Source organism: Craurococcus roseus, from assembly GCF_039523795.1.
Lineage (GTDB): Bacteria > Pseudomonadota > Alphaproteobacteria > Acetobacterales > Acetobacteraceae > Craurococcus > Craurococcus roseus.
Map to the genome: position 1 here is coordinate 1 of NZ_BAAAFZ010000063.1, position 24,840 is coordinate 24,840.

Genomic DNA, 24,840 nt, shown 5'->3' on the forward strand with positions numbered 1-24,840 from the left:
CGCGCCGGGTTTGGGGCGGTGGGTGGCGTGCGGCGGCGCTGCTCGACGCCGGCTGCCCGCGCGTGGCGCTGGCGAACCGCAACGCGGCGCGGGCCGAGGCGCTGGCGCGCGCGCTCGGCGGGCCGGTGGAGGTGGCGGGCTTCGCGTCCCTCGGGCCCACCCTCTCGGACGCCGCCCTGCTGGTGAACACCACCTCGCTCGGCATGGCGGGCCAGCCGCCGCTGGAGTTGGACCTGTCGCCGCTGCCCGCGGGGGCGGTCGTGGCGGACGCCGTGTACGTGCCGCTGGAAACGCCGCTGCTGGCGGCGGCGCGGGCTCGCGGCCTGGCCGCCGTGGACGGGCTCGGGATGCTGCTGCACCAGGCGCGGCCCGGGTTCGAGGCGTGGTTCGGCGCGGCACCCGCGGTGGACGCCGCGCTGCGCGAGGTCGTCGCCGCCGACATACCGCGGCGATGAAGGTGCTCTGCCTCACCGGCAGCATCGGAATGGGCAAGTCCACCGCCGCCGCCACCTTCCGCCGGTTGCGCGTGCCGGTGTTCGACGCCGACGCCGCCGTCCACCGGCTGCAAGGGCCGGGCGGGCGCGCCGTGGCGCCGATCGCCGCCGCCTTCCCCGGCGCGGTGGCGCCCGACGCGCCCCGCGGCGGCCCGCGGGTGGACCGGGAAGCGCTGCGCCGCGCGGTGCTGGGCGACGGCGCGGCGCTGTCGCGGCTGGAGCGCATCGTCCACCCTCTGGTGCGCGACGAGGAGCGGCGCTTCCTGGCGGCGGCGCGGCGGCGGGGGGAGCCGTTGGCGGTGCTCGACATCCCCTTGCTGTTCGAGACCCGCGGCGAAGGGCGCTGCCATGCGGTGGTGGTGGTGACGGCGCCCCCCGCGGTGCAGCGCTTCCGCGTGTTGCGCCGCCCCGGCATGACGCCGGACCGCCTCCGCGCCATACTGGCGCGGCAGGTGCCCGATTCGGAGAAGCGCCGGCGGGCCGACCACGTCGTCCGCACCGGCCTTTCGCGCTTCCAGGCCCAGCGCGCCATCCGGGCCATCGTGAGGGGGTACAGACCCGCGCCATGACGCGCCAGATCGTACTGGACACGGAGACCACCGGCCTCGACCCGCTGAAGGGCGACCGCGTGATCGAGATCGCGGCCATCGAGCTGTCGAACCTGATGCCGACCGGCCGCACCTTCCACGTGCTGGTCGACCCGGAGCGCGACGTGCCGGAGGAAAGCACGCGCGTCCACGGGTTCACCGCGGAGATGCTGCGCGGCAAGCCGAAATTCGCGGAGGTGGCGGAGGAATTCCTCGGCTTCCTCCGCGACTCGCCCATCGTCGCGCACAACGCGCCCTTCGACTTCGGCTTCCTCGACGCCGAGCTGGTGCGCGCCAAGCGGCGGCCGCTGGACCGCGCGCGGATGGTGGACAGCCTCGCGCTCGCCAAGAAGCGCTTCATGGGCATGCCGAACAGCCTGGACGCGCTGTGCCGGCGCTTCGGCATCGACAATTCGATGCGCACCAGCCACAACGCGCTGCTCGACGTGCAGCTCCTGGCGCAGGTCTACCTGGAGCTGATGGGCGGCCGGCAGCCCGGCTTCACCCTCGCCCCGGTCATCGGCCCGGCGGTTTCGGCGGCGGGGCCGGCCGGCGCCGTTTCGGCCCGGCCGAGGACGCCGCGGCCGATCGCGCCGAGCGAGGCGGAGCTGGCGGCGCACGCGGCGTTCCTGGCGAAGCTGAAGGACCCGCTATGGCTCCGGCCGCCCTTCGCGGCGGCGGAGTAGGGGCGGCCGGCGGAACACCACGCCCCCCGGGGCGTTGACGCGGCTCGCTAGGAGTGCGGCGCCGTGGCCAATCCGTGGACCAAGAAGAACCCTTTGATGAGCATGTGGCTGAGCGCGGCCAACGCCTGGGCCGGCGCGGCGCGCGGCGCGATGGCGGCGCAGGCGAAGCGCCAGCAGAAGGCCGCGGTGAAGGCGGCGACGCGGGCGCCGGCGGCCAAGAAGCGCCGCAAGTCCAAGTAGCGGCCTCCCGCGCCGAGCGCGCGCCCGATCCGACCCGCCCGCCAGGAGCCGACCGCCCATGCAGACCCTCCGCAACGCCGCCGTCGTCGTCACCGGCGCGTCCTCCGGCATCGGCCGGGCGACGGCCCTCGAATTCGCCCGGCGCGGCGCCCGCGTGGCGCTCGCCGCGCGCCGTTCGGAGCCGCTCGAAGCCGCGGCGGCCGAATGCCGGGCGGCCGGGGCGCAGGCCGTCGCCGTCACCACCGATGTGACGAAGGAGGACGAGGTGGAGGCGCTGGCGCGCGCCGCGCTGGCCGCCTTCGGCCGCATCGACGTGTGGGTGAACAACGTCGGCACCGGCGTGTTCGGCGCCTTCGCCGACGCGCCGGTGTCGCTGCACCGCAAGGTGGTCGAGATCAACCTGATCGGCACCATGCACGGCTGCGCCGCCGCGCTGCCGGTGTTCAGGCGGCAGGGGAGCGGCCGGCTGATCAACATGGTCTCCATGGGCGGCTGGTCGCCCACGCCCTACGCCGCCGCCTACGCCGCCAGCAAGTTCGGCCTGCGCGGCTTCACCGCCAGCCTGCGGGAAGAGCTGCGGGACCAGCCCGGCATCCGCGTTTCGGCGGTGTTCCCGGCGCTGGTGGACACGCCCGGCTTCCAGCACGGCGCCAACGTGTCGGGACGGGCATTGCAGCCGGCCGGCTCCTTCATCCCGCCGGAGGAGGTGGCGCGGGTGATGGTCCGCCTCGCCCTGGAGCCGCGCGACGAGGTGGCGGTGGGCTGGCCGGCCGTGGCCGCAAAGGTTGCCTACGCGCTGGCGCCCGGCGCCACGTCTCGCGCCACCGGCGCGGCCATGCGCCGCTTCCTCCGCAACTCCCCGCCCGCGCCGCGGACGGAAGGCGCGCTGATGGCGCCGGTGCCGGAAGGCACCACGGCCAGCGGCGGCTTCCGAGAGCGCCAAGCCCGGGGCCGGCGCGGGGGCAGCGCGATCGTCGAAGCGTTCACGCCGCGCGGCCCGGCGGGCTTGGCGCTGGCGGGCCTCGCCATGGTCGTCGGCGCGGAGGCGCTGGTCGGGCTGCGGCGGTGGGTGTCCACGCGGGTCTGACCGCGCCATCGCCGCCGCAACGGGGGGGCCGTGATTTGGAGCAGGGGCAAGTGGATTTCGCAACCGCCTTCGCCGGCTTGGCCGAGCGGGGCGAGCGCGAGACGACGGCGCCGCTGGGCGGCGTGGACGTGCGGCTCGTGCGCGTCCCGGCGGGCGGCGAAGGCAGGTGGGACAGCCACCCGGACACCACCGAAACCGTCGTGGTCTGGAGCGGCGAGTTCAAGGTGGAGTTCCGCGACCGCACGCTGTTGCTGGCGAAGGGGCAGTGCTGCGTGGTGCCGGTCGGGGCGGAGCACCGCGGCACGTCCCCGACCGGGGCGGAGGTGGTGTTGTTCACCAGGGGCAAGGCGTAGGTCCTTGGCGCCGCCGCCGGCCCCTGCGTAAGGTGCCGGAGGACCACTCCGGGAGGCGGCGCAGACCGCCCGGTCCGGCACAACGGAGGAGGCGCCGAGATGCCCAGGATCGAATCCACGCGCCGCGCCGCGTTGATGCTGTGCGGCGCCGGCCTCGCCGCCCCCTTCATCGCCGGCCGCGCCCAGGCCCAGGGCGTCACGCTCCGCTCGGCCGACGTCCACCCGGACGGCTACCCGACGGTGGAGGGCGTCAAGCACATGGGCCGGCTGCTGCAAGAGCGGACGAGCGGGCGCATCCGCATCCAGGTGTTCCACAGCCGCCAGCTCGGCGACGAGAAGGACTCGCTGGAGCAGACGCGGCTCGGCGTGATCGACATGACGCGGGTGAACACCGCGCCGCTCAACAACCTGGTGCCGGAAACGTTGGTCGCCGGCCTGCCCTTCCTGTTCCGCGACACCGGGCACATGCAGCGGACCATGGACGGGCCGATCGGCGAGGAGATCGGCCGCGCCTGCTTGCCTCACAACCTGGTGGCGCTGTGCTACTACGACGCCGGGGCGCGCTCCTTCTACACGCGCGCGAAGCCGGCGCGGACGCCGGACGACCTGCGCGGCATGAAGATCCGCGTGCAGCAGTCCGACATGTGGGTGGCGATGATGCGCGCCTTCGGCGCCAACGCCACGCCGCTGCCTTACGGCGAGGTCTATTCGGCGTTGCAGACCGGCGTGGTGGACGGCGCGGAGAACAACTTCCCCTCCTACCTGACGGCCCGCCACTTCGAGGTGGCGAAGCACTACGCCATGACTGAACACTCGCTCACCCCCGAGATCCTGGCGATGGGCAAGAGGAGCTTCGACCGCCTCCCCCGCGCCGACCAGGAAGCCGTGCGCCAGGCGGCGCGGGACAGCGTGCCGCACATGCGCGAGGCCTGGGTGAGGATGGAGGGGGACGCCCGGCGCCAAGTCGAGGCCGGCGGCGCGCAGATCGTCGATGCCGACAAGCAGGCCTTCGCCAAGCTCGTCCAGCCCGTGTACGACCAGTTCGTGCGCGACGACCGGCTGCGGAAGCTCGTCGAGCGCATCCGCGCGGCCTGAGCGGCGGGGTGGAGCGCTTCGCGCGCGGCGTGTCCGCCGTCCTCGCCGCCGTGGCCCGGGTCGCACTCGTGGCGTCCGGCGCGGCGTTGGTGGCCATGACCGTCGTGGTGGCCTGGGGCGTGTTCGGGCGCTTCGTGCTGAACGATACCCCGGCCTGGGCCGAGGCGTCCGCGATGCTGCTGCTCGGCTGGGTGATCCTCGGCGCCGCGGCTGTGGGCGTGCGCGAGGGCTTCCACATGGGCTTCGGCTCGCTCCGCGACGCGCTGCCCGCGCCGCTGGCGCGCGCGTTCGACGTGGCCTCCGACGCGGTGGTGACGGCGTTCGGCCTGGCGATGCTCTGGTACGCGACGGAACTCGCCTGGACGGTGTGGAACGCCACCCTGCCCACCCTCGGTCTGCCCGGCGCGGTGGAGTACGCGCCGCTGGCGTTGGGCGGCCTGCTGATCGCGCTGTTCGGGGCGGAGCGGCTGCTCGCCCATCTTACGACGGGGAAAGCGCCAGCCGGCGTGCCCGAGCACACTGTCCTCACCGACGCATGATGTTAAGCGAACCACCTTCAAGCACGAGCGTCTGAATCGTTTGCAACACATTTAGGTTGGAGCCAAGGACATGGCGAACAGCCATTTGGATATCGGCAGCCCATACCTCAAACCGGATCGTTTGCAGATTGTCATCGCTCTTATTCAGGCAATGGCAGCGCGCGATAAATACAAAGACATCGCAACCAACTGGCGAGCAAAGGTGTTTTTCGCCGCACCTGATTTGGATCTTCAAAATGTACTACGCGAACATCCGGAGTTCTTCCGTCAGTCTCCGACTGAGCCCGATAAATGGTCCCTGGTGCAGCGCAGGTTTATGCCAAGAGCAGGATTAAACGATTCGAGAGGAGAACAGGGGGAACGCATTGCTCTAAATGACACACAAGTCAAAATGCTGGTTGATCTTGCCATAGGTCTGCACGCCAAGCAGGTCGAGCAGTACAAAGATCGGCGTTGGTTCATCTCGCTTGCTTTGCCAGCCTTGGGTACCTTGCTGGGAGCCGTTCTTGGCGCGACCGCGACCATCGCAGGCTCATGGTTAAAGGCACCGGATGCGAGGCCAACAGCGCCACCTACCGCTGCAAGTGCGCCCGCCGCGACGCGCCCCGGCGATCGTTAGCCCGATCGGGCGGCAGCGGCCTCAATGGAACTCACCGTCCTGCTCGGCGGCTTCGCGCTGCTGCTGCTGATCGGCGTGCCGGTGGCCTTCGCGCTCGGCGCCTCGGCCCTGGCGACGGTGCTCTACATGGACCTGCCGCCGGTGGTGGTGTTCCAGCAGCTCGCCTCCGGCATGAACGTGTTCTCCATGCTGGCGATCCCGTTCTTCATCTTCGCCGGCGACCTGATGATGCGGGGCGGCATCGCGGACAAGCTGGTGGCGCTGGCCGCCGCGATGGTGGGGCACCTGCGCGGCGGCCTGGGGCAGGTGAACATCGTCGCGGCGACGCTGTTCGGCGGCGTTTCGGGCTCGGCCGTGGCGGACGCTTCGGCGGTCGGCGGCGTGATGATTCCGCAGATGAAGGCACGGGGCTACGCGCCGGACTACGCGGTGAACCTGACGGCCAACGCGGCGCTGATCGACCTGCTGATCCCGCCGAGCCACAACATGATCCTCTACGTGATCGCCGCGGGCGGGGCGATCAGCGTGGCGGACCTGTTCACCGCGGGCATCGTCCCCGGCCTGACGCTGATGCTCGCCCTGATGGTGGTGGCGTGGCTGGTGGCGATCCGCCGCGGCTACCCGCGCGAGCGCTTCCCCGGCTGGGCGGTGCTGCTCCGGCTGCTCGCCGGCTCGCTGCCAGGCCTCATGCTGATCGTCATCATCTTCGCCGGCGTCCGCTCCGGCGTCTTCACCGCGACGGAGAGCGCCTGCGTCGCCGTGCTCTACGCCCTGCTGGTGACGGCGCTGGTGTACCGGGGCCTCGGTTGGGCGGGTTTCACGGAGGCGGTCGGCGGGGCGGCGCGCACCACCGGCATGGTCATGCTGATCATCGGCACCGCCACCTCCTTCGGCTGGCTGATGGCGCTGTTGCAGGTGCCGGCGCAGACGGTGGCGCTGATGCGCGGCATCACCGAGGATCCGCTGCTGACGCTGCTGCTGATCAACGTCGTCCTGCTGCTGCTCGGCACCTTCATGGACATGGCGCCGCTGATCATGATCGGCACGCCGATCTTCCTGCCGGTGGTGAAGGCCATGGGCATGGACCCGGTGCATTTCGGGGTGGTGCTGATCCTGAACCTCGGCATCGGCACCATCACGCCGCCGGTCGGGCCGGTGCTGTTCGTGGCCTGCGCGGTCGGCAAGGTCTCGATGTGGGAGGCGACGCGGACCAGCGCGCCCTTCTACGCGGCCTGCCTCGCCGTGCTGCTGCTCGTCACCTACGTGCCGGCGCTGTCGCTGTGGCTGCCGTCGCTGTTCCGCTGACGGCGGCGCAGCCTCAAACGGGCAGCCAAGCCTCGCCGCCCTCGCGCTTCGCCGCGCCTTCCGCCTCCAGCTTGATGAGGTGCGCCAGCAGGCTGCGCCCGGCAGCGGCCACCAGCCGCGGGTCGAGCTCGCCGTAAACCGGCGGCACCAACTCCGCCGCCGTGACGGGCCGCCCGGCGCGCTTCAGCGCGTCCGCCACCAGCGCTTCCCGTTCTTGCCGGTGCGCGGTCAGCGCCGCCAGGAAGGGCCGCGGTTCGACGATGGGCGGGCCGTGGCCGGGGAGCAGCAACCCGTCCTCGCGCTCGCGCACCCGCTCCAGGCTCCGCATGTAGGCCGCCATGTCGCCGTCCGGCGGGCTGACGACGCTGGTGGACCAGGACATGACGTGGTCGGCGCTGAAGAGCGTCCCCGTCCCTTCCAGGGCGAAGCACAGGTGGTTGCCGCAGTGGCCGGGCGTGTGCACCGCGGTCAGGCGCCAGCCCTCCCCCTCCACCGCCTCGCCGTCCGCCAATCGGCGGTCGGGGCGGAAGGCGTGGTCGCCGCCTTCGCCGCCCTCCCCGGGCGGGGTCAGGTGCGGGCCATAAGCGTAGGTCGGCGCCCCGGTCGCCGCGGCGAGCGCCGTGGCGCCGGGCGAGTGGTCGCGGTGGGTGTGGGACACGAGGATGTGAGTCACCGTTTCGCCGCGCGTGGCGGCGAGGATGGCGGCGAGGTGCGCCGCGTCCTCCGGACCCGGGTCCAGCACCGCCACGCTCCGGCCGTGGCCGATGAGGTAGGTGTTGGTGCCGCGGAAGGTGAAGGCGGAGGGGTTGGGGCACAGGACGCGGCGGACGCCGGGCGCCGTGTCCTCCGCTGCGCCCGGGGCAAGCGCGTCGTCGCGGCGGAACGGGATGCCCATGCGCTTCTTTTCCCCTGTGCGACCGGCGGCAGGCGTGCAGGATGCGGCGCCGGGCGCCAAGGTCAACGCCGGCCGCTTCCTGCGGGCCCGTGTGCCCCGAAGCGGTCCCGGGCCCGCCTTGCTCTCGCCACCGCATCGATGCAGAACCCGCGCCGTGGAAGCCGTCGAATACCAACTCATGGACGAGGCCGAGGACGGCTTGTGGTGGTACCGTGCCCTCCATGCGCGGGTGCTCGACGTCCTCGACCCGCGCCGCGCCGGGGAACCTGTGCTGGACGCCGGTTGCGGCACCGGGGGCTTCCTCATGCGGTTGCGGCAGGCCCGGCCGGACCGCCGCGCGGTCGGGCTGGAATTCAACCCGGAGGCGGCGGCGCGGGCGCGGGCCAAGGCTGGCGTCCACGTCGCGGTGGGCTCGGTCAACGCCGTGCCGTTCGCGGACTCCGCGTTCGGCGGCGTGGTCAGCCTCGACGTGCTCTGCCACACCGCGGCGGAGCCGGACCGGGCGCTGGCCGAGTTCCGCCGCGTGCTGCGGCCCGGCGGGCTGCTGGTGTTGAACCTGCCCGCCTTCCAGTGGTTGTACTCGGCGCACGACATCCGCGTGCACACCAAGCAACGCTTCACCGCCGAGGGCGTCCGCGCGCTCCTGGCCGCGGCCGGCTTCTCCGAGATCAGGACGCGCTATTGGAACTCGCTCCTGTTCCCGCTCATGGTCTTGCAGCGCAAGGTGCTGGCCCGCGGCGGCGACAGCCCGTCCGACGTGTCGCTGCCGCCGCCCTGGCTCAACCGGAGCCTGCACGCGGCCACGGGGCTGGAGCGCCGGGCCGCCGCGGCGGGGCTGCGCTTCCCCGCGGGCGGCTCCGTGCTCGCCACCGCCGTCCGCGCCTGATGATCCGAACCCTCACCGAAGGCGAAGCCGCCCGATGTCCGAGACGAGAACGCGCCCGCAACACGGCCTAGCCACGCCGGCCGACGGGGCCGGACGGCAGGAGGCGGCGGCCGGGAAGGACCGGGCAGACGCCGCCGGGCCGGCGGTCGGGCTCAGCATCGTCGTGCCGGTGTACCGCGGCGCCGCGACGGTGGGCCGTCTGGTCGAGGCGCTTTCCGCGCTACGGCCGGCGGGCGGCCTAGAGATCGTCCTGGTGAACGACGGCAGCCCGGACGAGTCCGGCGACGTTTGCAGGGCGCTGGCGGCGCGCGCCGCCGTGCCCCTCACCTACCTGGAGCACGCCCGGAACTTCGGCGAGCACAACGCGGTCATGACCGGGCTCCGCCACGCGCGCGGCGCCTATGTCATCACCATGGACGACGACCTCCAGAACCCGCCGGAGGAGGTGCTGAAGCTCTACGACCACGCCCGCCTCGGCGGCTGGGACGTGGTTTACACACGCTACGCCGAGAAGAAGCACGAGGGCTGGCGCAACCTCGGCAGCCGCTTCGCCAACTGGGTGGCGGACAAGCTGCTCGACAAGCCGAAGGGCCTCTATCTCTCCTCCTTCCGCTGCATGAGCGCGCTCGTGGTGCGCGGGGTGACGCGGTACTCCGGCCCGTACCCCTACGTCGACGGGCTGATCATGCAGGTGACGCAGCGCATCGACAGCATCGAGGTGCGGCACCTCGCCCGCGCCGAGGGGCGGTCCAACTACACCGTCGCCCGGCTGGTGCGGCTCTGGTTGAACCTGGCCACCAATTTCTCCGTCCTGCCGCTGCGCCTCGCCATCCTCGCCGGCGCCGCCATGGGCGTCCTCGGGCTGTTCGGCGCGGTGCTGGTGATGCTGGAAGCGGCGCGGGGCACCACGCCCTCCGGCTGGGCCTCGGTGATGACGGTGATCCTGCTGCTGTCGGGCGTGCAGTTCCTGATCCTCGGCGTGCTGGGCGAGTACGTCGGCCGCGCCTTCCTGTCGGCCAACGGGAAGCCGCAAGGCGTGGTGCGGGAGGTGGTGTCCGGCGGGCCCGCCGCCGCGCGGGAAGCGGCGCCCGCCGCCGATGCCCTCGCGGCCCCGCGCCGGGCGGGCGCGGCGTCGTGACGCCGTACTGGCTCGCCCTGGCCGCCGCGATTTCGGTGTCGCTGTTGGGTCAGGTGCTGCTGAAGGCGGGGGCGAGCGGCGAGGGCGACTTCCTGGCGCAGCTCTTCCGCCCGGCGACGATGGTGGGGCTGGTCTGCTACGGCGGCGCGGCGCTGCTCTACATCGTGGCCTTGCGGCGCATCCCGATGTCCGTGGCGCTGCCCTGCACGGCGGCGAGCTACGTCGTCATCGCCCTGGTCGGCCACTTCGCCTTCGGCGAGGCGCTGGGGCCGCAGAAGGTTTTCGCCATCGCGCTCATTTCGGCCGGCGTCGTGGTGCTGGCGAGCGCCTGAGGATGCAGGCCGTCCGGGGGCGTGCCGCCTTGCTGGTTTGCAGTTTTGCCGCGGCACGTGTTGCAGCTGCTTCACTGGCGGAAAGCGCGGCTCGGGCGCTGGCGACTTCGTTATAGTTGTAACACGATCGGAGCGCGAGCCGCGGGCCGCGGCGCTCGTTGTGCATTCCATGGCGAAGGCACGCGAGAGGGCGGCGAAGCGGCGGACGAGTTGCGGCGTGGTCGTGACCGACGGCGCGCTGGTGCTGCTCGGCCGCTTCGCGCGGCGGGAGCTGTGGGACATCCCGAAGGGCGTGGCCGAGCCCGGCGAAGCCTTCGCCGACGCCGCGGCGCGCGAATTGGAGGAGGAGACCGGGCTCCAAGCGCCGCCTGGGGCGCTGCGCGACCTGGGCGTCCACCGCTACCTGCGGGGCAAGGACCTGGCGCTGTTCCTTTGGCGCGTGGACGCCATGCCGGCGGCCGAAGGGCTGCGCTGCACCAGCGTCTTCCGCGCCGCGGACGGGTCTTGGCTGCCTGAGTTCGACCGCTTCGCCGTGCTGCCCTGGGCGGAGGCGCTGCCGCGGGTCGGGCGCAACCTCCAACGCGTGCTGGGCGAGGTCCGCACCGGGCCGGGGTGGCCGTTTCCGCCGCTTGCCGGCCCCCGCGCGTGAAGCCGGGCCCCGGCGGCAGGGCCCACCCCGGAACCAAGCCGCCGGCCCCGCATACCCTGGTTTGGACGGCGATGCCGGAAACGGAGCCGCGCCGGGCGGCGGGGGCGCTTTCCGGCTGGGGGACGGCGGCGCCGGCCGCCACCCCCTGACGCCTTCTCCCCGGAGGCCGGGCCGCCCGCCACGCACGGGCGGCCCGGCCCTCACCTCACTTCGGCGGCTCCAGCCGGAAGACGCGGCCGTGGATCTCGTCGGTCAGCACGTAGACCATCCCGTCGGGGCCCTCGCGCACGTCGCGCACCCGCTGGCCGATCCGGATCGACTCGTGCTGCGTGACCTTGCCGTCGGGGCCGAGCGCGACGCGGCGGATGTCCTGCGTCGCCAGGCCGCCCGCCAGGACGGAGCCCCGCCACGCCGGGAACTTGTCGCCCGTGTAGACCGTGAGGCCCGAGGCGCCGATCACGGACGGGTACCACACCAGCACCGGGTCCACGAAGCCCTCGCCCGAGCGCTGGCCGGTGCCGATCTGCGCCGCGCCGGCATAGTCGCGGCCCCAGCCCACGTTGGGCCAGCCGTAGTTGTTGCCGGCGCGGAGCAGGTTCATCTCGTCGCCGCCGAGCGGGCCGTGCTCGGTGGCGAAGATGCGGCCGTCCGGGTGCCGGGCGAGCCCTTGCACGTGGCGGTGGCCGGCGGTGAACACCTCCGGCTTCGCGCCCGCGCGGCCGGCGAAGGGGTTGTCCGGCGGCGCGGTGCCGTCGTCGCGCAGCCGCAGGACCTTGCCGATGTGGCTGTCGAGCTTCTGCGCTTGCAGGCGGGACAGGCCGTCGCCGATCGCCACCGGCGGGTTGCCGCCGTCGCCGACGCTGAGCAGCATCGTGCCGTCGGGCAGCCACAGGATCTTGCCGCCGTAGTGCTGGTAGTCGGGCTTGCCCTGCGAGGACTCGAACAGGACCTTGAGGTCGGACAGCGACCGCCCGTCGAAGGTGGCGCGGGCGAGCCGCAGCCGGTTGTCCTGCGCCGTGCCGTGGGCGTAGGTCAGGTAGACGAGGCGGTTCTCGGCGAAGCGCGGGTGCGGCGAGACCTCGAACAGCCCGGCCTGGTAGACGAGGCCGCGCTCGGGCGCGACGAGGACGGGCGGCACGCCGGAGATGGGGGTTGGGTCCAAGCGGCCGTTGCGGATGGCGCGGAGGCGGCCGGGGCGTTCGGTCACGAGCGCGGTGCCGTCCGGCAGCCAAGCGATTGACCAAGGGTGTTCCAGCCCTTCGGCGACGGCGACCTGCTTGTAATCGAGGAACAGCGCGGGGTCGCCCGCGGCTTGGTAGGTCTCGGCCATGGCGGCGGCCGGCAAAGCCAGCGCGAGCAGCGCTGCCCGCAACGCGTTCTTCATGGACCCTCTCCCCGTCGTTGCCGCGGCGGAGGCCGCCGCGGGCCGCGAGCATGGCGGCGGAAGCGACGTGGGTACAACAATGAAAAGGGCAACGGTTCCCGGGGTGAGGAGGTTTTTTGGACGTCCGCCGACGATCGCGCCCTCGGTGGTGGGCGTCCGGCCGGACACGGTGCGCGGCGGAGGCTTTGCTACAGCAGACCCTCCCGCCGCAACGAGGTCTGCCGCCCGTTGCCGACGATCAGGTGGTCGTGGACCGCGATGCCGAACACGCCGGCCGCCGCCTTCACCTCCGCCGTCATCTCCACGTCGGCGCGGGACGGCGTGGGGTCGCCGCTCGGATGGTTGTGGACCAGGATCAGCGCTGTGGCGCCGACCTCGAGCGCCCTCTTGACCACCTCGCGCGGGTAGACGGGCGTGTGGTTCACCGTGCCCTTGCCTTGCGCCTCGTCTGCGAGCAGGCGGTTGCGCGGGTCGAGGAACAGGACGCGGAACTGCTCCACCCGCTCGCGGGCGAGCGCGGCGGTGAGGTAGTCCGACAGCCGGTCCCAATTGTTGAGCACCGGCCGCTCCATCACCTCGGCCTTCGCCAAGCGCAGCGCGGAAGCCTGGACCAGCTTGATGGCGGAGACGCTGTGCGGGCCCAAGCCCCGCGCTTCCAGCAGTTCGCGCGGCGGCGCGGCGAGCACGGCGGCGAAGGAGCCGTACCTGTTGATCAGCTCCTTCGCCAACGGCTTGGTGTCGCCGGTCTTGAAGGCGAAGAACAGCAGCATCTCCAGCAGTTCGTAATCGGCCAAGGCGTCGGCGCCGCGCTCCAGCAGCTTGTCGCGCATCCGGCCGCGGTGGCCGTGCGGGCCGGTGCTCGGAAAGGGCGGCATCTCCTCCGGCGCGGGACGGCCGGGACCGCGGGGGCCGGCGGCCTGAGCGGCGGCGGCGCCGTGGTGGTCCAAAGTTCCGCGCGCCGCGCTTCCGTCCCGCGCGCGCGCTTCCGGGACGCCACTCGGACGATGCTCCGCGACCGCTTCGGGCGCGTCGGGGGGCGCGCCGCCGGTCTGCATCCGGCGGGGTTGCGACGTGACCCCGGCATCAGCCTGCCGCGGGCGTCGCGGCGCGGCCGGCTGAACTGAGGGCGCCGGAGGGTCGGGCGGCGGGAGGGGGCGGCCGAGGAGCGCGGCCGCGCCCGCCTCGAAGGCCGCCATGGCGTCCGCGAAGCCCGCCGGCCGCGCCGGTGGCTCGTCGGCCGCGTCCCAATCCCGCGACACCCATTCGTCGGCCTCGGCCGTTGGCCGGCCACCGAGCATCCCCTTGAACCAACGCATCCCGGTCCCCCGGCGCGCATGGTGCAGGAAGCCTTATGTTCCGTAAAGATAATGTAAAGCTTTCGATCCGACCTGTGGCGTCAGGGCAGCAGCAGGATCGTCGAAAGGCTGACCCCGAGGGCCCGGATGTCGTCGCCGCGGCCGAGCGAGGCGGGCGAGACCAGTTGGCCGCTCTCGACCGTCACCGGCAGCATCCCCCACTCCGCCGGCAGGCGCGGCAGGTTGAAGAGGTGCCAGCGCATCGGCTCCTCGCGCAGCACCATCGGCGGCAGCGCGCCGGCCTCGCCGAGCGTGAGTTGCGCGTGGCGTTCCTTGCCGGTCAGGGGCGGCGGCGGCATGGCGCCGAGGTGGATCGCCAAGCGGCGCGGCGGCGCGGGCATCCCGGCCGGCAGCGCCACGGCGCACTCCGCGCGGTCGGCGACCGTCCAGCGGCCCCAGGTTTCGGGGAAGGACCAGCCCTCGCCCAAGGTCCCGCCGAGCGGCACCGGCCCGCCGACGTCCAGCCGGGCGAGCGGCTTCTCGCCCCAGAGCGCCCAGGCCCCCTCGCCCGAGCGCAGCCAGAAGCGCCAGCACTCGACGCCGCAGAACAGCACGCGCTCCGCCTCGCGCGCGTAGGGCAAGAGGCAGTCGCCGAGCCGATCCATCCAGGCGGCGTGGTCGGCGGGCGCGCAGAGCGCGAGCTTGCCGCCGCAGATGGCGAGCGGCGCCAAGGGCGGCGACGGCTCGCGCAGCAGCGCCACCGCGGCCTCCGTCACGCCGAGCCATTCGGCGTGGAGGAAGTCGTCCAGCAGCACCACGCCGCCGGGCGCCAGGGAAGCCGCCGCCAAGCGCAGGTCGGCGATGGCGTGCTTGAAGGAGTGCGCCCCGTCCACGCTGAACAGCCGCGCGCCGGCGGCGCCGACGGCGGCGCGCACCTCGTCGGGCGTCAGCTCCAGGCTGTCCTGCTGGCGCACCACCGTCCGGTCCGCGACGCCCCAGGTCGCCAAGTGGCCCTCGAACGCCTCGCGGTCGCCGCGGACGGCGGCCTCGCGGCCGGGGCTGAGGCGGTCGAACAGGTCCACGCCGAGCGCGCGTTCCGCGCCTTCGCAGCACAAGGCGAGCAGGAGGAAGAACCGCCCGTGGTACACGCCGATCTCGGCGACGCCGCCAGCGAGGCCCGCCGCGCGCTGCTGGCGGTGCAGCGCGAGCGTCAGCAGCAGCGCTTCCTCGTGCAGCCAGCCCTCGACGGCGACGTTGCCGGTGGCGCAGTAGTCGAGCAGGCGCACGCTCCCGGCCGCCATGGGCCGGGCCTCAGCCCTTCGCCAAGCCGCGCAGCGCCGAGCAGACGCGCTCCACCTGTTCCCCGGTCAGTTCCGGGTACATCGGCAGGCTGAACACCTCGCCCGCCGCGCGCTCCGTTTCGCCGCAGCCGGCCGGGCCGAGCGGCACGCGGTCCAGGTAGGCGGGCTGGAGGTGGACCGGCACCGGGTAGTGGATGCCGGTGCCCACGCCTTCGTCCCGGAGGCGCGCCTGCACCGCGGCACGGTCCACCGGGGCGCGCAGCACGTACTGGTGGAAGACGTGGTCCGCGCCTTCCCGACGCGCCGGCGGCGCGAAGGGGCCGCCGGCCAGCGCGGCGTCGTAGGCGGCGGCGATCTCGCGCCGCCGGGCGTTGCCGGCGTCGAGCCGCGTCAGGCGCGCGCGGAGGATCGCCGCCTGCACCTCGTCCAGCCGGCTGTTGATGCCCACCAGGGACGAGACGTAGCGCTCCTTCCAGCCGTACTGGCGGATGGCGGCGATGAGGTCGGCCAACTCGAAGTCGTCTGTCGCCAGCACGCCGCCATCGCCCAAAGCGCCAAGATTCTTGGTCGGGTAGAGGCTGAAGGCCGCCGCGCGGCCCAGGGTGCCGAGCTTGCGGCCGTGGAGCGTGGCGCCATGCGCCTGCGCGCAGTCCTCGATCAGCGCGACGCCGGCCCGCTCGCAGGCGGCGAGCATCGGGTCGAGGTCGCAGCTCTGGCCGTAGAGGTGGACGGCGATGGCGGCGCGGATCGGCGGCAGGCCCGGCGGCGGGTCCTCCAGCACGGCGGCCAGCTCGTCCGGGTCCATGGTGTAGGTGTCGGGGTCGATGTCGAGCAGCAGCGGCACCGCGCCCGCCATCTCGATCGCCGCGACGGTGGCGACGGCGGTGTGGGAGACGGTGGCGACCGTGGCGCCCTCGCCGATGCCCAATCCCCGGAGGATCAGCGCCAGCGCGTCCGTGCCGTTGGCGCAGCCCACGGCGCGGGCGGCGCCGAGCCACGCGGCGAACTCCCGCTCGAACGCCTCGCCTTCCCGGCCGAGGATGTACCAGCCGCTGCCGAGCGCGCGGGCGACGGCCGCGTCGATCTCGTCCTTCTGCGCGCGGTAGCCCGCGCCCGGATCGGCCTGGGGGATCATGGGGAACGGTTGGTCCATGGGAGGCGGTCCTACACGTAGTCGCCGAGTCGCGTCCGGTACCAGTCGAGCGTCAACCGCAGCCCGTCGTCCAGCCCCACCCGCGGCGCCCAGCCGGTGGCGGCGCGGAACGCCCGGTCGTCGGCGTGGTAGCTGCCGATGTCGATGGGCGCGCGGTCGGCCGGGAATTCCTTGAAGGCGTAACGGCCCTGCCCGCCATTGGCGGCGATCAACCGCTCCGCCAGTTCGCGCAGGCTGGCCGGCGGGGCGCCGCCTAGGTTGAACACGCGCCCGGACACCTCGGGCCGCGGCGCCGCTTCCGCCGCCGTGAGAAAGGCGGCGACCACGTCATCCAGGTAGGCGAGGTCGCGGAGCTGGTCGCCGCCCCAGACCTCGAAGGGCTCGCCCTCCAGCACGCGGCGTATCCAGATGCCGAGGAAGGTCTGCCGGGCGTCCCGGATGCGCAGCCGCGGGCCGTAGCAGTTGGTCAGGCGGAGCGAGACCACGGGCCGTCCGAGCACCCGCTGTTCCAGCAGCCAGTACTGCTCGCCCGCCCACTTGGAGACGCCGTTGGCGTCGGGCGGCTGGACGGGGTGCATCTCGTCCACCGGCAGGCGCAGGGGCTTGCCGTAGAACTGGCGGGTGGAGGCGTGGACCACGGCGGCGTTCGGCGCCGCTTCCCGCATGGCGCCGATCAGGCGCACCTGCGCCACGGCGTTGATGGCGATGTCCGCCACCGGGTCGCGCTGGCCGCCCATGTGGCTGGTCTGCGCCGCCATGTTGAACAGCACGTCCGCGTCCTGGCAGAGGCTGTGCAGTTCCACGTCCCGGATGTCGCCGCGCACCAGCAGCACGGAGGCGCCCTGGAGGTTGGCGAGGTTGGCGCCCCCCTCCTCCGACATGGCGTCCAGCGCGGTGACGCGGGCGCCGAGCGCGGCAAGGGCGTGGCACAAGCCGCTGCCGAGGAAGCCCGCGCCCCCCGTCACCAGCACCCGCTTGCCATGCCAGAAGGCGGCCCGTTCGGCCTGGGTCATCTGATCCTCATCGCTGCGCGCGGGCACCCCCCGCCGCGGAAGCATGTTGCAACTGAAATGGGGCAGAGGCGCGCCCGCGCGGCGGCGGTTCCGCGGCCGTCGTCACCCCCCGACCGGCCCGCCGGCCGCGCGCTGGAACCCGAGCAGGGAACTCCGCGGCGGCACGCCGGGGGCGAACTCCGGCCAGCGCGTGCCCGGCCGTTCGAAGCGCGCCCCGGGTTCGGCGCCGGGGTGGCGCACGGCGGCGAACAGCACCTCGCCGTCCGGGGTCAGCGCCGCGCCGCCGATGCCCCCGGCGCGGGGCGCGCCGTAGACCGGCAGCGGCACGCCGCGCCCCGGCCCGTCCAGGTCGCACACGAAGAGCCCGTCCGCCTGCGCGCCGACCACGCCGGCGCGGTCGGTGCCGATCCAGGCGCGGCCGCGCCCGTCCACCGCCGCCACCGCGGGGTTCTCGGGCCAGGCGCTGCCGGGCGGCAGCCCGGCCCCGGGCTCCCCGGCGCCGTACCGCCCGCCCCCGGACGGCGCGCCCGCGACGAAGAGGGTGCGGACGGCGGCGGCCGCCGCGGCGTCGTCGCCTTCCGCCACCGAGACCTCCAGCACATAGCCGCGCGGCCGGTCCGGGCTGCCGTGGCAGCACAGGACCAGCCGCGGCGCATTCGGGTCCAGGCCGAGGCCGAACGGGGTGTCCAGCGGCGAGCCGCCCGCCGCCGTGGCGTCCGCGCCGGGCGGCAGCGGCACCCATTCGAGCCGACCCCCGTCCAGCCGCGCCACCGAGAGCGCCCCAGAGTCCAGCGCCCCCGGGACCGTGGCCGGGCCGTTCGACACGAAGCGGCGGAGGAAGCCGCCCGGCCTGCCGTCCGTCATGTAGACCACAGCGCGGCCGTCGCGGGCCAGGGCGGCGGCCACGTCCCCGTGCGCCTCGCGGCCGAGCGCGGTGCGCTTGGTCGGCACGGCGCCGGGGTCGAAGGGGTCGAGTTCCGCCACCCAGCCGAAGCCGCCCGCGTTGGCGAAGCGCCCGTCCGCGGCGCCGAGCCGCGCGACCCACGGCGCCGGGTCGCCCTCCGCCAGCAGCAGGGTGCCCCACGGCGTGGTGCAGCCGCCGCGCAGGCCGAGCAGGCCCTGCACGCTGCCGGCGCCGGCGTAGGGGCCGGACAGGCGGCAGAGCGTGCCGCCGTGCAGGCGCCGCGTCTGGTAGCCGCCGTCCACGACGACCCAGCCGGAGCCTTGCTTCTCCAGGTTCAGGAGCGACGCGCCCTGCATGGCGGCGGCGACCAGCGGCCGGTCCACCCCGCCCGGCCACGCCATCAGCGGGTCCACCGTCGGGTGCAGCACGGCGAGCACCGCGCGCGGCACGCCGTCCGCCGCCTGCCGCTGCGGCACGGCGACGGCGGCCACGCGCGCGTCCCAGCCGAATTGCCCGGCGGCGGCGTCCGGCCGGGGGAGGTTCGGCTCCCAGCGCGGCGCGTCGTAGGCCACGCGGTCGCCCCAGCGCAGCAGCAGGTCGCGCCGGTAGCCGCGCGCCACCGTGTCGTCCTGCTTCACCGGCAGGGGCATGGGGTCCAGGTCGTGGCGGCGGATCTGGGCGGGCGCGGGCCGCGGCGGGGCGAGGGCGGCGGCCCCCGCCGCGGCGAGGATTTGGCGGCGACTCGGCATCGTCAAACGGCGGCGCTCTCCTCGATCGCGGGCGGCGCGTGCGCCCTCACCGGCGGCAGTTCGCCCTCCCATTTCTCGATCTGCACCAAGCAGGATTGCGCGGAGGGCCCTTGGCCGAGGCGCGAGGTGCCGATGTCGGCCGTGAGCACGTTCGGGTTGCCGTGGACGCAGAGCGAAGCCGGGTCGCCCGGCCGCGCCGGGTCGTACCAGGCGCCGGTCGCCATGGACACGACGCCGCGCAGCAGGCCGTCCGCCAGGCGCACGCCGCCCAGGCAGGCGCCGCGTGCGTTGAAGACGCGCACGATGTCACCGTCCTGCAAGCCCCGCGCCGCGGCGTCCTCCGGGTGGATCAACACCGGCTCACGGCCCTTGATCTTGTCCGCCGCCGCGACCCGGCCGGGGTCGAGCTGGCCGTGCAGCCGCGTCGCCGGCTGGAAGGAGAGCAGGTGCAGCGGGTGCTCGGCCGTCTTCTCCGCGGCGCCCAGCCACTCGCGCGGCTCGATCCAGACCGGGTGGCCGGGGCAGTCGTCGTAGCCGAAGGAGTGGATGGTTTCGGAGAAGATCTCCACCTTGCCGGAGGGCGTGTCGAGCGGGTGCTCCTCCGGGTCGGCGTGGAAGTCGGCGAACTGGGTGTACTCCTCGCCGGGCTCGATGGGCGGCACCTCGACGTGCCCTTCCTGCCAGAAAGCGTCGAAGTCCGGCGCCTCGAAGCCCTGCGTGGCGCAGACCCGCCGCCAGCGGTCGTAGAGGTGGCGCAGCCAAGCTTCCTCGTTGCGCTGCTCGGTGAAGCGCTCGCGGTAGCCCAGCTCCTCGGCGACGTCCGCCAGCATGTCGGCGTCGTTGCGCGCCTGGGCGATCGGCGGGATCGCCTGGTGCATGGCGCGCACGAAGCGGTCGCGGGAGGAGGAGGCGATGTCGTTCCGCTCCAGCGTGGTCGTCGCCGGCAGCACGATGTCGGCGTGCCGCGCCACCGCGGTCCACCACGGCTCCTGCACCACGACCGTCTCCGCGCGCGCCCAGGCGCGTTGCAGGCGCGGCAGGTCCTGGTGGTGGTGGAAGGGGTTGCCGCCGGCCCACCAGACCATCTGGATGTCCGGCAGCACGATGTCGCGGCCGTTGTATTGCAGGATCTCGCCGGGGCGCTCCAGCAGCTCGGTGACGCGGGCGACGGGGATGTGCAGGCCGGGGTTGCGGATGGACGGGCCGCTCACCGCCGGCAGCGCGCGGCGCGGCGCGCCGACGCCGTTGGTGGAGCCGTAGCCGTAGGCGACGCCCTGCCCCGGCTTGCCGATGGCGCCGAGCATCGCCGCCAGCGCCGCCAGCATCCAATAGGGCTGCTCGCCGCAATCGGCGCGCTGGAGCGACCAGGCGGCGGTGAGCATGGTCGGCTTGTCCGCGCATTCCAGCGCGAGGCGCCGGATGGTCTCCGGGGGCACGTGTGTGATGGTGGCGGCCCATTCGGGCGTCTTCGCCGTGCCGTCCGCCTCGCCGGTGACGTAGGCGCGCAGCTTGTCCCAGCCGACGCAGTGTGTGCGGAGGAAGGCGCGGTCCTCGCGGCCGTTCTCGATCAGGGTATGCGCCATCGCCAGCATCATGGCGGCGTCGGTGCCGGGGCGGATCGGCACCCATTCGGCGCCGAGGTCGGCCTCCGTGTCGCCGCGGAAGGGCGAGATGTTCACCAGCCGCACCCCGGCCGCCGCCGCCGCGCGCATCAGGGGCAAGTAGTCGTGCCGGCCGGCGCCGCCGGAATTGACGACCCCATTCTTGGCCGCGAGGCCGCCGAAGCAGAGCATCAGCTTCGCGTGCCGCCGGATGGCCGCCCAGTCCGTCACGCGGCCGAGCAGCACCTCGGTCGTGCCCAGGATGTGCGGCAAGAGCGTCTGCCCGGTGGCGTAGGAATAGGCGGTGGTCGAGGAGGTGAAGCCGCCGCCCATGCCGAGGAAGCGGTGGAGCTGGGTGCGCGCGTGGTGCAGGCGGCCGGCGGAGGACCAGCCGTAGGAGCCGCCGTAGATGGCCGCGTCGCCGTGCTCCGCGCGGGTGCGGCGCACCTCCTCCGCGAGCAGCCGCGTCGCGCGGTCCCAGGGCACGGGCACGAACGGTTCGCCGCCGCGCAGGTGGCCGCGGCGCTTGCCCTCCAGCCAGCCCTTGCGGACGTAGGGGCGGTCGATGCGGCAGGCGGCGTGGACGATGTCCGGCGTCGCCCCGATCAGGGCGCCCGGCTCCGGATCGTGCGCGAAGGGCCGCACGGAGGTCACGCGGCCGTTCTCGACCACGGCGTCGAAGTAGCCCCAATGCGAGGCGTGCGGCTTGATGACGGTCATGGCTGCCTCGTTCCCTGCCCGGCGGGCCGGACGATGCCACCCGCGCCCGGCCGCGTCCATCGGAGGGGGGCATCGCCGCGCTTGGGTCGCGCGCCCGGGCCGCCTAGACTTGCCCCGACCGCCAGGAGCGACCGATGACCCCGCCCCGCAATTCCACCGCCGCCCGCGACGTCGCCTACGCCCTGCACCCCTACACCGACCACAAGGCGCACCTGGAGAAGGGGCCGGTGGTCATCAGCCGCGGCAAGGGCGTCCGCGTCTGGGACGACCAGGGCAAGGAGTACATCGAGAGCGTGGCCGGCCTTTGGTGCGCGGCGCTCGGATTCGACAACGAGCGGCTGGTGCAGGCTGCGGCCAACCAGATGCGCCGGCTGCCCTTCTACCACGGCTTCACCTCCAAGTCGCACGAGCCGATGGTGGACCTGTCGGAGATGCTGATCGAGCGCGCCCCCGTGCCGATGAGCAAGGTGTTCTTCGCCAACTCCGGCTCGGAGGCGAACGACAGCGTCATCAAGATGCTCTGGTACATGCACAACGCCATCGGCAAGCCTCAAAAGAAGAAGATCATCGGCCGGTTGAAGGGCTACCACGGCATCACCCTCGCCGCGGCCTCCGTCACCGGCCTGCCGAACAACCACAAGCTGTTCGACCTGCCGCTGCCGGGCTTCTTCCACGTCTCGGCGCCGCACCACTACCACGGGGCGAAGTCCGGCGAATCGGAGGAGGACTTCGCCACCCGCCTCGCGCAGGAGCTGGAAGACCTGATCCTGCGAGAAGGCCCGGAAACGGTCGCCGCCTTCTTCGCCGAGCCGGTGATGGGCGCGGGCGGCGTCATCGTCCCGCCCGCTACCTACTACGAGAAGGTCCAGGCGGTGCTGAAGCGGCACGACGTGCTGTTCGTGGCCGACGAGGTGATCTGCGGCTTCTGGCGCACCGGCAACTACTGGGGCAGCCAGACCATGGGGATCGAGCCCGACATCATCACCTGCGCCAAGGCCCTCTCCTCCTCCTACCTGCCGATCTCGGCGGTGATGGTGAACGAGCGGGTGTTCCAGGGCATCGCGGAGGGCTCCTCAAGCATCGGCACCTGGGGCCACGGCTTCACCTACTCCGGCCACCCGGTGCCGGCGGCGGTGGCGATAGAGACGCTCAAGATCTACGACGAGACGGACATCGGAGCGCATGTGCGGCGCATCGGCCCGCACCTCCAGCGCAGCCTGCGCGAGCGTTTCGCGGACCACCCGCTGGTGGGCGAGGTGCGCGGGGTCGGCATGGTGGCGGCGGTGGAGCTGGTGGCGGACCGGAAGACGCGTGCGAACTTCGAGCCGGGCCGCAAGATCGGGCCGCGATTGATGAAGCTCGGCGAGGACAACGGCGTGATCCTGCGCGGCCTGCCCGGCGACTCCATCGCCTTCTCGCCACCCCTCGTCATCACCGAGGACGAGGTGGACGAGATGCTCGACCGCTTCGGCCGGGCGCTGGACGAATTGGCCGTGCAGCTCCGGCGCGAAAGCCTGGCCGCGGTGTGAGCGGCGCGACCACGGCGGCGGAGGCGGGCCGAGCCTCCGCCGCGGCGTCGCCCTGGACTTCGCCCGCGTTGGCCTTGGCGATCGGGCTGGCGGTGGCGCCCGCCGCGGCGGTGCTGCAATCCAAGGCGCTGGCGCCGATCGCGGCCCTGGCGCTGGCCGTCTGCGTCCTGCGGCACCGGCTCCGGCACGACGCTTGGCCGTGGCCGGGCGGGGCTGCCTGCTGGGCCGGGCTGGCGCTCTTCGCCTGGGGCGCGGCCAGCGCGCTCTGGGCCTTGCAGCCGCTCAAGGCGCTCGGCACTTCCGCGCAGATCGGCGGCTTCCTCCTGCTCGGCGCCGCGGCCTGCCGCGCCGTGGCGGCCGACGGCGAAGCCGCCAAGCGCCGCCTGATGCTCGCGGCCTGCGGCGGCTTGGTCGCCGGGCTGCTGCTGGCGGCGCTGGACCACGCCACGGGCAACGCGGTGCGCGCGGCGGTGCGCGGCCTCGACGAGGCACCGGCGCACCTGCACTTCGGCCTCAAGCCCGCGGCCTCGGCGATGGCGCTCTGGCTGCCGCTCGTCGCGGCGGCGCCCTTGCCGCGCATTCGGCGAGGCTTGGTCCTAGCGGGCGGCGCGGCGGTCCTGCTCGTGTTGCCGGGCGACACGCCCAAGCTCGCCGTGCTGGCGGCGTCTGCGGCCGGCGGGGCGGCCCTGTTCGCGCCGCGGCTGGCGCCGCGGCTGCTTGGCGCGCTCCTGGCCGCGTCCATCCTGCTCATGCCGCTCGCGCTCGGCCCGGTGTTGGCGCGCGGCGTGCCGGCCGACGGCCTCGGCTTTTCGGCCGCGCACCGGCTGCTGATCTGGGATTTCGCAACGGCGCGCATCGCCGAACGGCCGCTGCTCGGCCGGGGGATGGAAGCGAGCCGCGCGGTGCCCGGCCGCGACGCCAACCCTTCGCCCGAGGCCCTGGCGCGCTTCGGCTTCGCGGAACCCGCCGCCGCGGGCTACCTGCCGAAGGCGGAACTGCTGCCGCTGCACCCGCACAACGGCGCCTTGCAGCTCTGGCTGGAACTCGGCCTGCCGGGCGCGCTGCTGGGGGCGGCGCTCGCCCTCCTGCTCGGCCTCGCCGCCGCCCGAACGGCGCGGCCGGCCGTGGCGACGGCGGCCCTGGCGTCGGGCGCCGTCACCGCGATGTTGAGCTTCGGCGCGTGGCAGGAGTGGTGGGTCGGGGCGGAGCTGATGGCGGCGGCGGCGCTCGCCGGGATGCCGCGGCGGGGCTGACCGCGCCTACCGCGCCCGCGCGATGCAGAACTCGACGATGCCCGCGAGCGCGGACCGCTCCGGGCCGGGCGGGAACACCGCCAGCGCCGAGAGCGCCGCGTCGCCGTAGGAGCGCGCGCGCTCCACGGTGTCGCGCAGCGCGCCGTGGACGCGCATCAGGTCCTGCGCGCGACGCAGGTCGCCCGGCCCCTGGTCACGCTCCTCCAGGGTCCGGCGCCAGAAGCCTTGCTCTATCTCCGTGCCGCGCGAAAGCGCCAGCAGCACCGGCAAAGTGATCTTGCCCTCGCGGAAGTCGTCGCCGACCGTCTTGCCCAGCCGTTCCTGTTCCGCCGAGTAGTCGAGCGCATCGTCCACGAGCTGGAAAGCGATGCCGAGGTTGCGGCCGTAGGCGTCGAGAGCCCGCTCCTCCGCGTCCGGCCGGTCGGCCACCACCGCGCCCACGCGGGCGGCGGCGGCGAACAGCGCCGCCGTCTTGCCCTCCACCACCTGGAGGTACTGCTCCTCCGTCGTCGCGGTGTCGTTTTGCGTGGCGAGTTGCAGCACCTCGCCCTCGGCGATGGTCGCGGCCGCCTGGGAGAGGATGGCCAGCACGGGGAGGGAGCCGTCCTCCACCATGAGCTGGAAGGCGCGGGCGAACAGGAAGTCGCCCACCAGCACGCTCGGCTTGTTGCCGAACAGCGCGTTGGCGCTGGCCTGGCCGCGGCGCAGCGCGCTCTCGTCCACCACGTCGTCGTGCAGCAGGGTGGCGGTGTGGATGAATTCCACGCAGGCCGCGAGCGCCACGTGCCGCTTCCCGCGGTGGCCGCAGAGCTTGGCGGCGGCGAGGGTGAGCAGCGGGCGAAGCCGCTTGCCGCCGGCGGCGACGATGTGCGCCGCCAGTTGCGGGATGAGCGCGACCGGGCTCTGCATCCGCTCGACGATCAGGCGGTTACAGGCTTGGAGGTCGTCGGCGACGAGCGCGACCAGCGTGTCCAGCGCGTCTTCCGCGCCGGGCGCCGCCGCCGGCTCGATCTGCGAGGCTCGCGCCATCGCG

Annotated in this window: 24 protein-coding genes and 1 pseudogene; 16 read left to right on the forward strand and 9 right to left on the reverse strand. The window is 73.6% G+C overall.

All coding sequences use genetic code 11. The features are described 5' to 3' along the window. From ABD067_RS19740 to ABD067_RS19785, 10 genes and pseudogenes are all read left to right on the forward strand, one after another. Positions 1–455: pseudogene (locus ABD067_RS19740) on the forward strand (shikimate dehydrogenase); the annotation flags it as partial. Beyond that, positions 452–1,063 carry a dephospho-CoA kinase gene (coaE, locus tag ABD067_RS19745; protein ID WP_343897100.1) on the forward strand — a complete coding sequence of 204 codons (612 nt, stop codon included), beginning with the start codon at positions 452–454 and terminating at the stop codon, positions 1,061–1,063. The pseudogene ABD067_RS19740 and the gene coaE, both read left to right, overlap by 4 nt. Continuing rightward, the gene (gene dnaQ, locus ABD067_RS19750; RefSeq protein WP_343897101.1) at positions 1,060–1,767 is read left to right on the forward strand and encodes a DNA polymerase III subunit epsilon; all 708 of its coding nucleotides are present in this window, start codon (positions 1,060–1,062) and stop codon (positions 1,765–1,767) included. Before coaE ends, dnaQ begins: the two co-directional genes overlap by 4 nt. A gap of 96 nt (positions 1,768–1,863) precedes the next feature. Further along, complete coding sequence (locus ABD067_RS19755; RefSeq protein ID WP_343897102.1) at positions 1,864–2,007, forward strand: hypothetical protein; 144 nt, start codon at positions 1,864–1,866, stop codon at positions 2,005–2,007. A gap of 58 nt (positions 2,008–2,065) precedes the next feature. After that, complete coding sequence (locus ABD067_RS19760) at positions 2,066–3,094, forward strand: SDR family oxidoreductase (RefSeq protein ID WP_343897103.1); 1,029 nt, start codon at positions 2,066–2,068, stop codon at positions 3,092–3,094. 50 nt (positions 3,095–3,144) lie between these two features. Continuing rightward, positions 3,145–3,447: a cupin domain-containing protein gene (locus ABD067_RS19765; protein ID WP_343897104.1), complete on the forward strand. Its 303-nt coding sequence runs from the start codon at positions 3,145–3,147 to the stop codon at positions 3,445–3,447. 99 nt (positions 3,448–3,546) lie between these two features. After that, positions 3,547–4,542: a TRAP transporter substrate-binding protein gene (locus tag ABD067_RS19770; protein ID WP_343897106.1), complete on the forward strand. Its 996-nt coding sequence runs from the start codon at positions 3,547–3,549 to the stop codon at positions 4,540–4,542. Positions 4,543–4,550: 8 nt separating this feature from the next. Beyond that, on the forward strand, positions 4,551–5,081 hold the full coding sequence (locus ABD067_RS19775; RefSeq protein WP_343897107.1) for a TRAP transporter small permease: 531 nt from the start codon (positions 4,551–4,553) through the stop codon (positions 5,079–5,081). 70 nt (positions 5,082–5,151) lie between these two features. Continuing rightward, the gene (locus ABD067_RS19780) at positions 5,152–5,700 is read left to right on the forward strand and encodes a hypothetical protein (RefSeq protein ID WP_343897108.1); all 549 of its coding nucleotides are present in this window, start codon (positions 5,152–5,154) and stop codon (positions 5,698–5,700) included. Positions 5,701–5,724: 24 nt separating this feature from the next. After that, a complete protein-coding gene (locus tag ABD067_RS19785) occupies positions 5,725–7,005 on the forward strand; it encodes a TRAP transporter large permease (RefSeq protein WP_343897109.1) in 1,281 nt (426 codons plus the stop codon). Positions 7,006–7,018: 13 nt separating this feature from the next. Here ABD067_RS19785 and ABD067_RS19790 read toward each other — a convergent pair whose 3' ends face one another. Beyond that, entirely contained in the window at positions 7,019–7,900 is an 882-nt protein-coding gene (locus tag ABD067_RS19790; protein WP_343897110.1) for an MBL fold metallo-hydrolase, read from the reverse strand. Between the two features lie 154 nt (positions 7,901–8,054). On the opposite strand from ABD067_RS19790, the gene ABD067_RS19795 reads away from it, so the two are divergent. From ABD067_RS19795 to ABD067_RS19810, 4 genes are all read left to right on the forward strand, one after another. Beyond that, entirely contained in the window at positions 8,055–8,786 is a 732-nt protein-coding gene (locus ABD067_RS19795) for a class I SAM-dependent methyltransferase (RefSeq protein WP_343897111.1), read from the forward strand. A gap of 34 nt (positions 8,787–8,820) precedes the next feature. After that, positions 8,821–9,924: a glycosyltransferase family 2 protein gene (locus ABD067_RS19800; RefSeq protein WP_343897112.1), complete on the forward strand. Its 1,104-nt coding sequence runs from the start codon at positions 8,821–8,823 to the stop codon at positions 9,922–9,924. Beyond that, positions 9,921–10,256, forward strand: coding sequence for a DMT family transporter (locus ABD067_RS19805; protein WP_343897113.1), 336 nt, complete (start codon positions 9,921–9,923; stop codon positions 10,254–10,256). The genes ABD067_RS19800 and ABD067_RS19805 overlap by 4 nt, the downstream gene beginning before the upstream one ends. 169 nt (positions 10,257–10,425) lie before the next feature. After that, positions 10,426–10,905: an NUDIX hydrolase gene (locus ABD067_RS19810; protein ID WP_343897114.1), complete on the forward strand. Its 480-nt coding sequence runs from the start codon at positions 10,426–10,428 to the stop codon at positions 10,903–10,905. A gap of 205 nt (positions 10,906–11,110) precedes the next feature. On the opposite strand, the gene ABD067_RS19815 is transcribed toward ABD067_RS19810, so the two are convergent. From ABD067_RS19815 to ABD067_RS19845, 7 genes are all read right to left on the reverse strand, one after another. Beyond that, a complete protein-coding gene (locus ABD067_RS19815; RefSeq protein WP_343897115.1) occupies positions 11,111–12,289 on the reverse strand; it encodes a PQQ-dependent sugar dehydrogenase in 1,179 nt (392 codons plus the stop codon). Positions 12,290–12,477: 188 nt separating this feature from the next. Beyond that, entirely contained in the window at positions 12,478–13,164 is a 687-nt protein-coding gene (radC, locus tag ABD067_RS19820; RefSeq protein WP_343897116.1) for a RadC family protein, read from the reverse strand. 521 nt (positions 13,165–13,685) lie between these two features. Then, positions 13,686–14,885, reverse strand: a complete 1,200-nt coding sequence (locus ABD067_RS19825) for a class I SAM-dependent methyltransferase (protein WP_343897117.1) — start codon at positions 14,883–14,885, stop codon at positions 13,686–13,688. Positions 14,886–14,895: 10 nt separating this feature from the next. Continuing rightward, positions 14,896–16,038, reverse strand: a complete 1,143-nt coding sequence (locus ABD067_RS19830) for a DegT/DnrJ/EryC1/StrS family aminotransferase (RefSeq protein ID WP_343897118.1) — start codon at positions 16,036–16,038, stop codon at positions 14,896–14,898. A gap of 11 nt (positions 16,039–16,049) precedes the next feature. Next, positions 16,050–17,051 (reverse strand): NAD-dependent epimerase/dehydratase family protein, encoded by a 1,002-nt coding sequence (locus tag ABD067_RS19835; RefSeq protein WP_343897119.1) that lies wholly within the window; start codon positions 17,049–17,051, stop codon positions 16,050–16,052. A gap of 102 nt (positions 17,052–17,153) precedes the next feature. Then, the gene (locus ABD067_RS19840; protein WP_343897136.1) at positions 17,154–18,704 is read right to left on the reverse strand and encodes a PhoX family protein; all 1,551 of its coding nucleotides are present in this window, start codon (positions 18,702–18,704) and stop codon (positions 17,154–17,156) included. A gap of 2 nt (positions 18,705–18,706) precedes the next feature. Further along, positions 18,707–21,025 (reverse strand): molybdopterin-dependent oxidoreductase, encoded by a 2,319-nt coding sequence (locus ABD067_RS19845; RefSeq protein WP_343897121.1) that lies wholly within the window; start codon positions 21,023–21,025, stop codon positions 18,707–18,709. Positions 21,026–21,159: 134 nt separating this feature from the next. On the opposite strand from ABD067_RS19845, the gene ABD067_RS19850 reads away from it, so the two are divergent. Both ABD067_RS19850 and ABD067_RS19855 read left to right on the forward strand, forming a co-directional pair. Then, positions 21,160–22,554, forward strand: a complete 1,395-nt coding sequence (locus ABD067_RS19850; RefSeq protein WP_343897122.1) for an aspartate aminotransferase family protein — start codon at positions 21,160–21,162, stop codon at positions 22,552–22,554. Continuing rightward, positions 22,551–23,807, forward strand: a complete 1,257-nt coding sequence (locus ABD067_RS19855) for an O-antigen ligase family protein (RefSeq protein ID WP_343897123.1) — start codon at positions 22,551–22,553, stop codon at positions 23,805–23,807. The genes ABD067_RS19850 and ABD067_RS19855 overlap by 4 nt, the downstream gene beginning before the upstream one ends. A 6-nt stretch (positions 23,808–23,813) precedes the next feature. Here the strand turns inward: ABD067_RS19855 and ABD067_RS19860 are convergent, their stop codons facing one another. Beyond that, complete coding sequence (locus ABD067_RS19860; RefSeq protein WP_343897124.1) at positions 23,814–24,836, reverse strand: polyprenyl synthetase family protein; 1,023 nt, start codon at positions 24,834–24,836, stop codon at positions 23,814–23,816. Between the last annotated feature and the right edge of the window lie 4 nt (positions 24,837–24,840).

What these genes read in the sequence shown, in the direction of transcription:
- ABD067_RS19800 (WP_343897112.1), top strand. Translation starts at nt 8,821, where the DNA reads ATGTCCGAGACGAGAACGCGCCCGCAACACGGCCTAGCCACGCCGGCC.
- ABD067_RS19810 (WP_343897114.1), top strand. Translation starts at nt 10,426, where the DNA reads ATGGCGAAGGCACGCGAGAGGGCGGCGAAGCGGCGGACGAGTTGCGGC.
- dnaQ (WP_343897101.1), top strand. Translation starts at nt 1,060, where the DNA reads ATGACGCGCCAGATCGTACTGGACACGGAGACCACCGGCCTCGACCCG.
- ABD067_RS19860 (WP_343897124.1), bottom strand. Translation starts at nt 24,836, where the DNA reads ATGGCGCGAGCCTCGCAGATCGAGCCGGCGGCGGCGCCCGGCGCGGAA.
- ABD067_RS19840 (WP_343897136.1), bottom strand. Translation starts at nt 18,704, where the DNA reads ATGCCGAGTCGCCGCCAAATCCTCGCCGCGGCGGGGGCCGCCGCCCTC.
- ABD067_RS19770 (WP_343897106.1), top strand. Translation starts at nt 3,547, where the DNA reads ATGCCCAGGATCGAATCCACGCGCCGCGCCGCGTTGATGCTGTGCGGC.
- ABD067_RS19790 (WP_343897110.1), bottom strand. Translation starts at nt 7,900, where the DNA reads ATGGGCATCCCGTTCCGCCGCGACGACGCGCTTGCCCCGGGCGCAGCG.
- ABD067_RS19835 (WP_343897119.1), bottom strand. Translation starts at nt 17,051, where the DNA reads ATGACCCAGGCCGAACGGGCCGCCTTCTGGCATGGCAAGCGGGTGCTG.
- radC (WP_343897116.1), bottom strand. Translation starts at nt 13,164, where the DNA reads ATGCCGCCCTTTCCGAGCACCGGCCCGCACGGCCACCGCGGCCGGATG.
- ABD067_RS19815 (WP_343897115.1), bottom strand. Translation starts at nt 12,289, where the DNA reads ATGAAGAACGCGTTGCGGGCAGCGCTGCTCGCGCTGGCTTTGCCGGCC.
- coaE (WP_343897100.1), top strand. Translation starts at nt 452, where the DNA reads ATGAAGGTGCTCTGCCTCACCGGCAGCATCGGAATGGGCAAGTCCACC.
- ABD067_RS19780 (WP_343897108.1), top strand. Translation starts at nt 5,152, where the DNA reads ATGGCGAACAGCCATTTGGATATCGGCAGCCCATACCTCAAACCGGAT.
- ABD067_RS19845 (WP_343897121.1), bottom strand. Translation starts at nt 21,025, where the DNA reads ATGACCGTCATCAAGCCGCACGCCTCGCATTGGGGCTACTTCGACGCC.
- ABD067_RS19785 (WP_343897109.1), top strand. Translation starts at nt 5,725, where the DNA reads ATGGAACTCACCGTCCTGCTCGGCGGCTTCGCGCTGCTGCTGCTGATC.
- ABD067_RS19850 (WP_343897122.1), top strand. Translation starts at nt 21,160, where the DNA reads ATGACCCCGCCCCGCAATTCCACCGCCGCCCGCGACGTCGCCTACGCC.
- ABD067_RS19830 (WP_343897118.1), bottom strand. Translation starts at nt 16,038, where the DNA reads ATGGACCAACCGTTCCCCATGATCCCCCAGGCCGATCCGGGCGCGGGC.
- ABD067_RS19760 (WP_343897103.1), top strand. Translation starts at nt 2,066, where the DNA reads ATGCAGACCCTCCGCAACGCCGCCGTCGTCGTCACCGGCGCGTCCTCC.
- ABD067_RS19825 (WP_343897117.1), bottom strand. Translation starts at nt 14,885, where the DNA reads ATGGCGGCCGGGAGCGTGCGCCTGCTCGACTACTGCGCCACCGGCAAC.
- ABD067_RS19755 (WP_343897102.1), top strand. Translation starts at nt 1,864, where the DNA reads ATGAGCATGTGGCTGAGCGCGGCCAACGCCTGGGCCGGCGCGGCGCGC.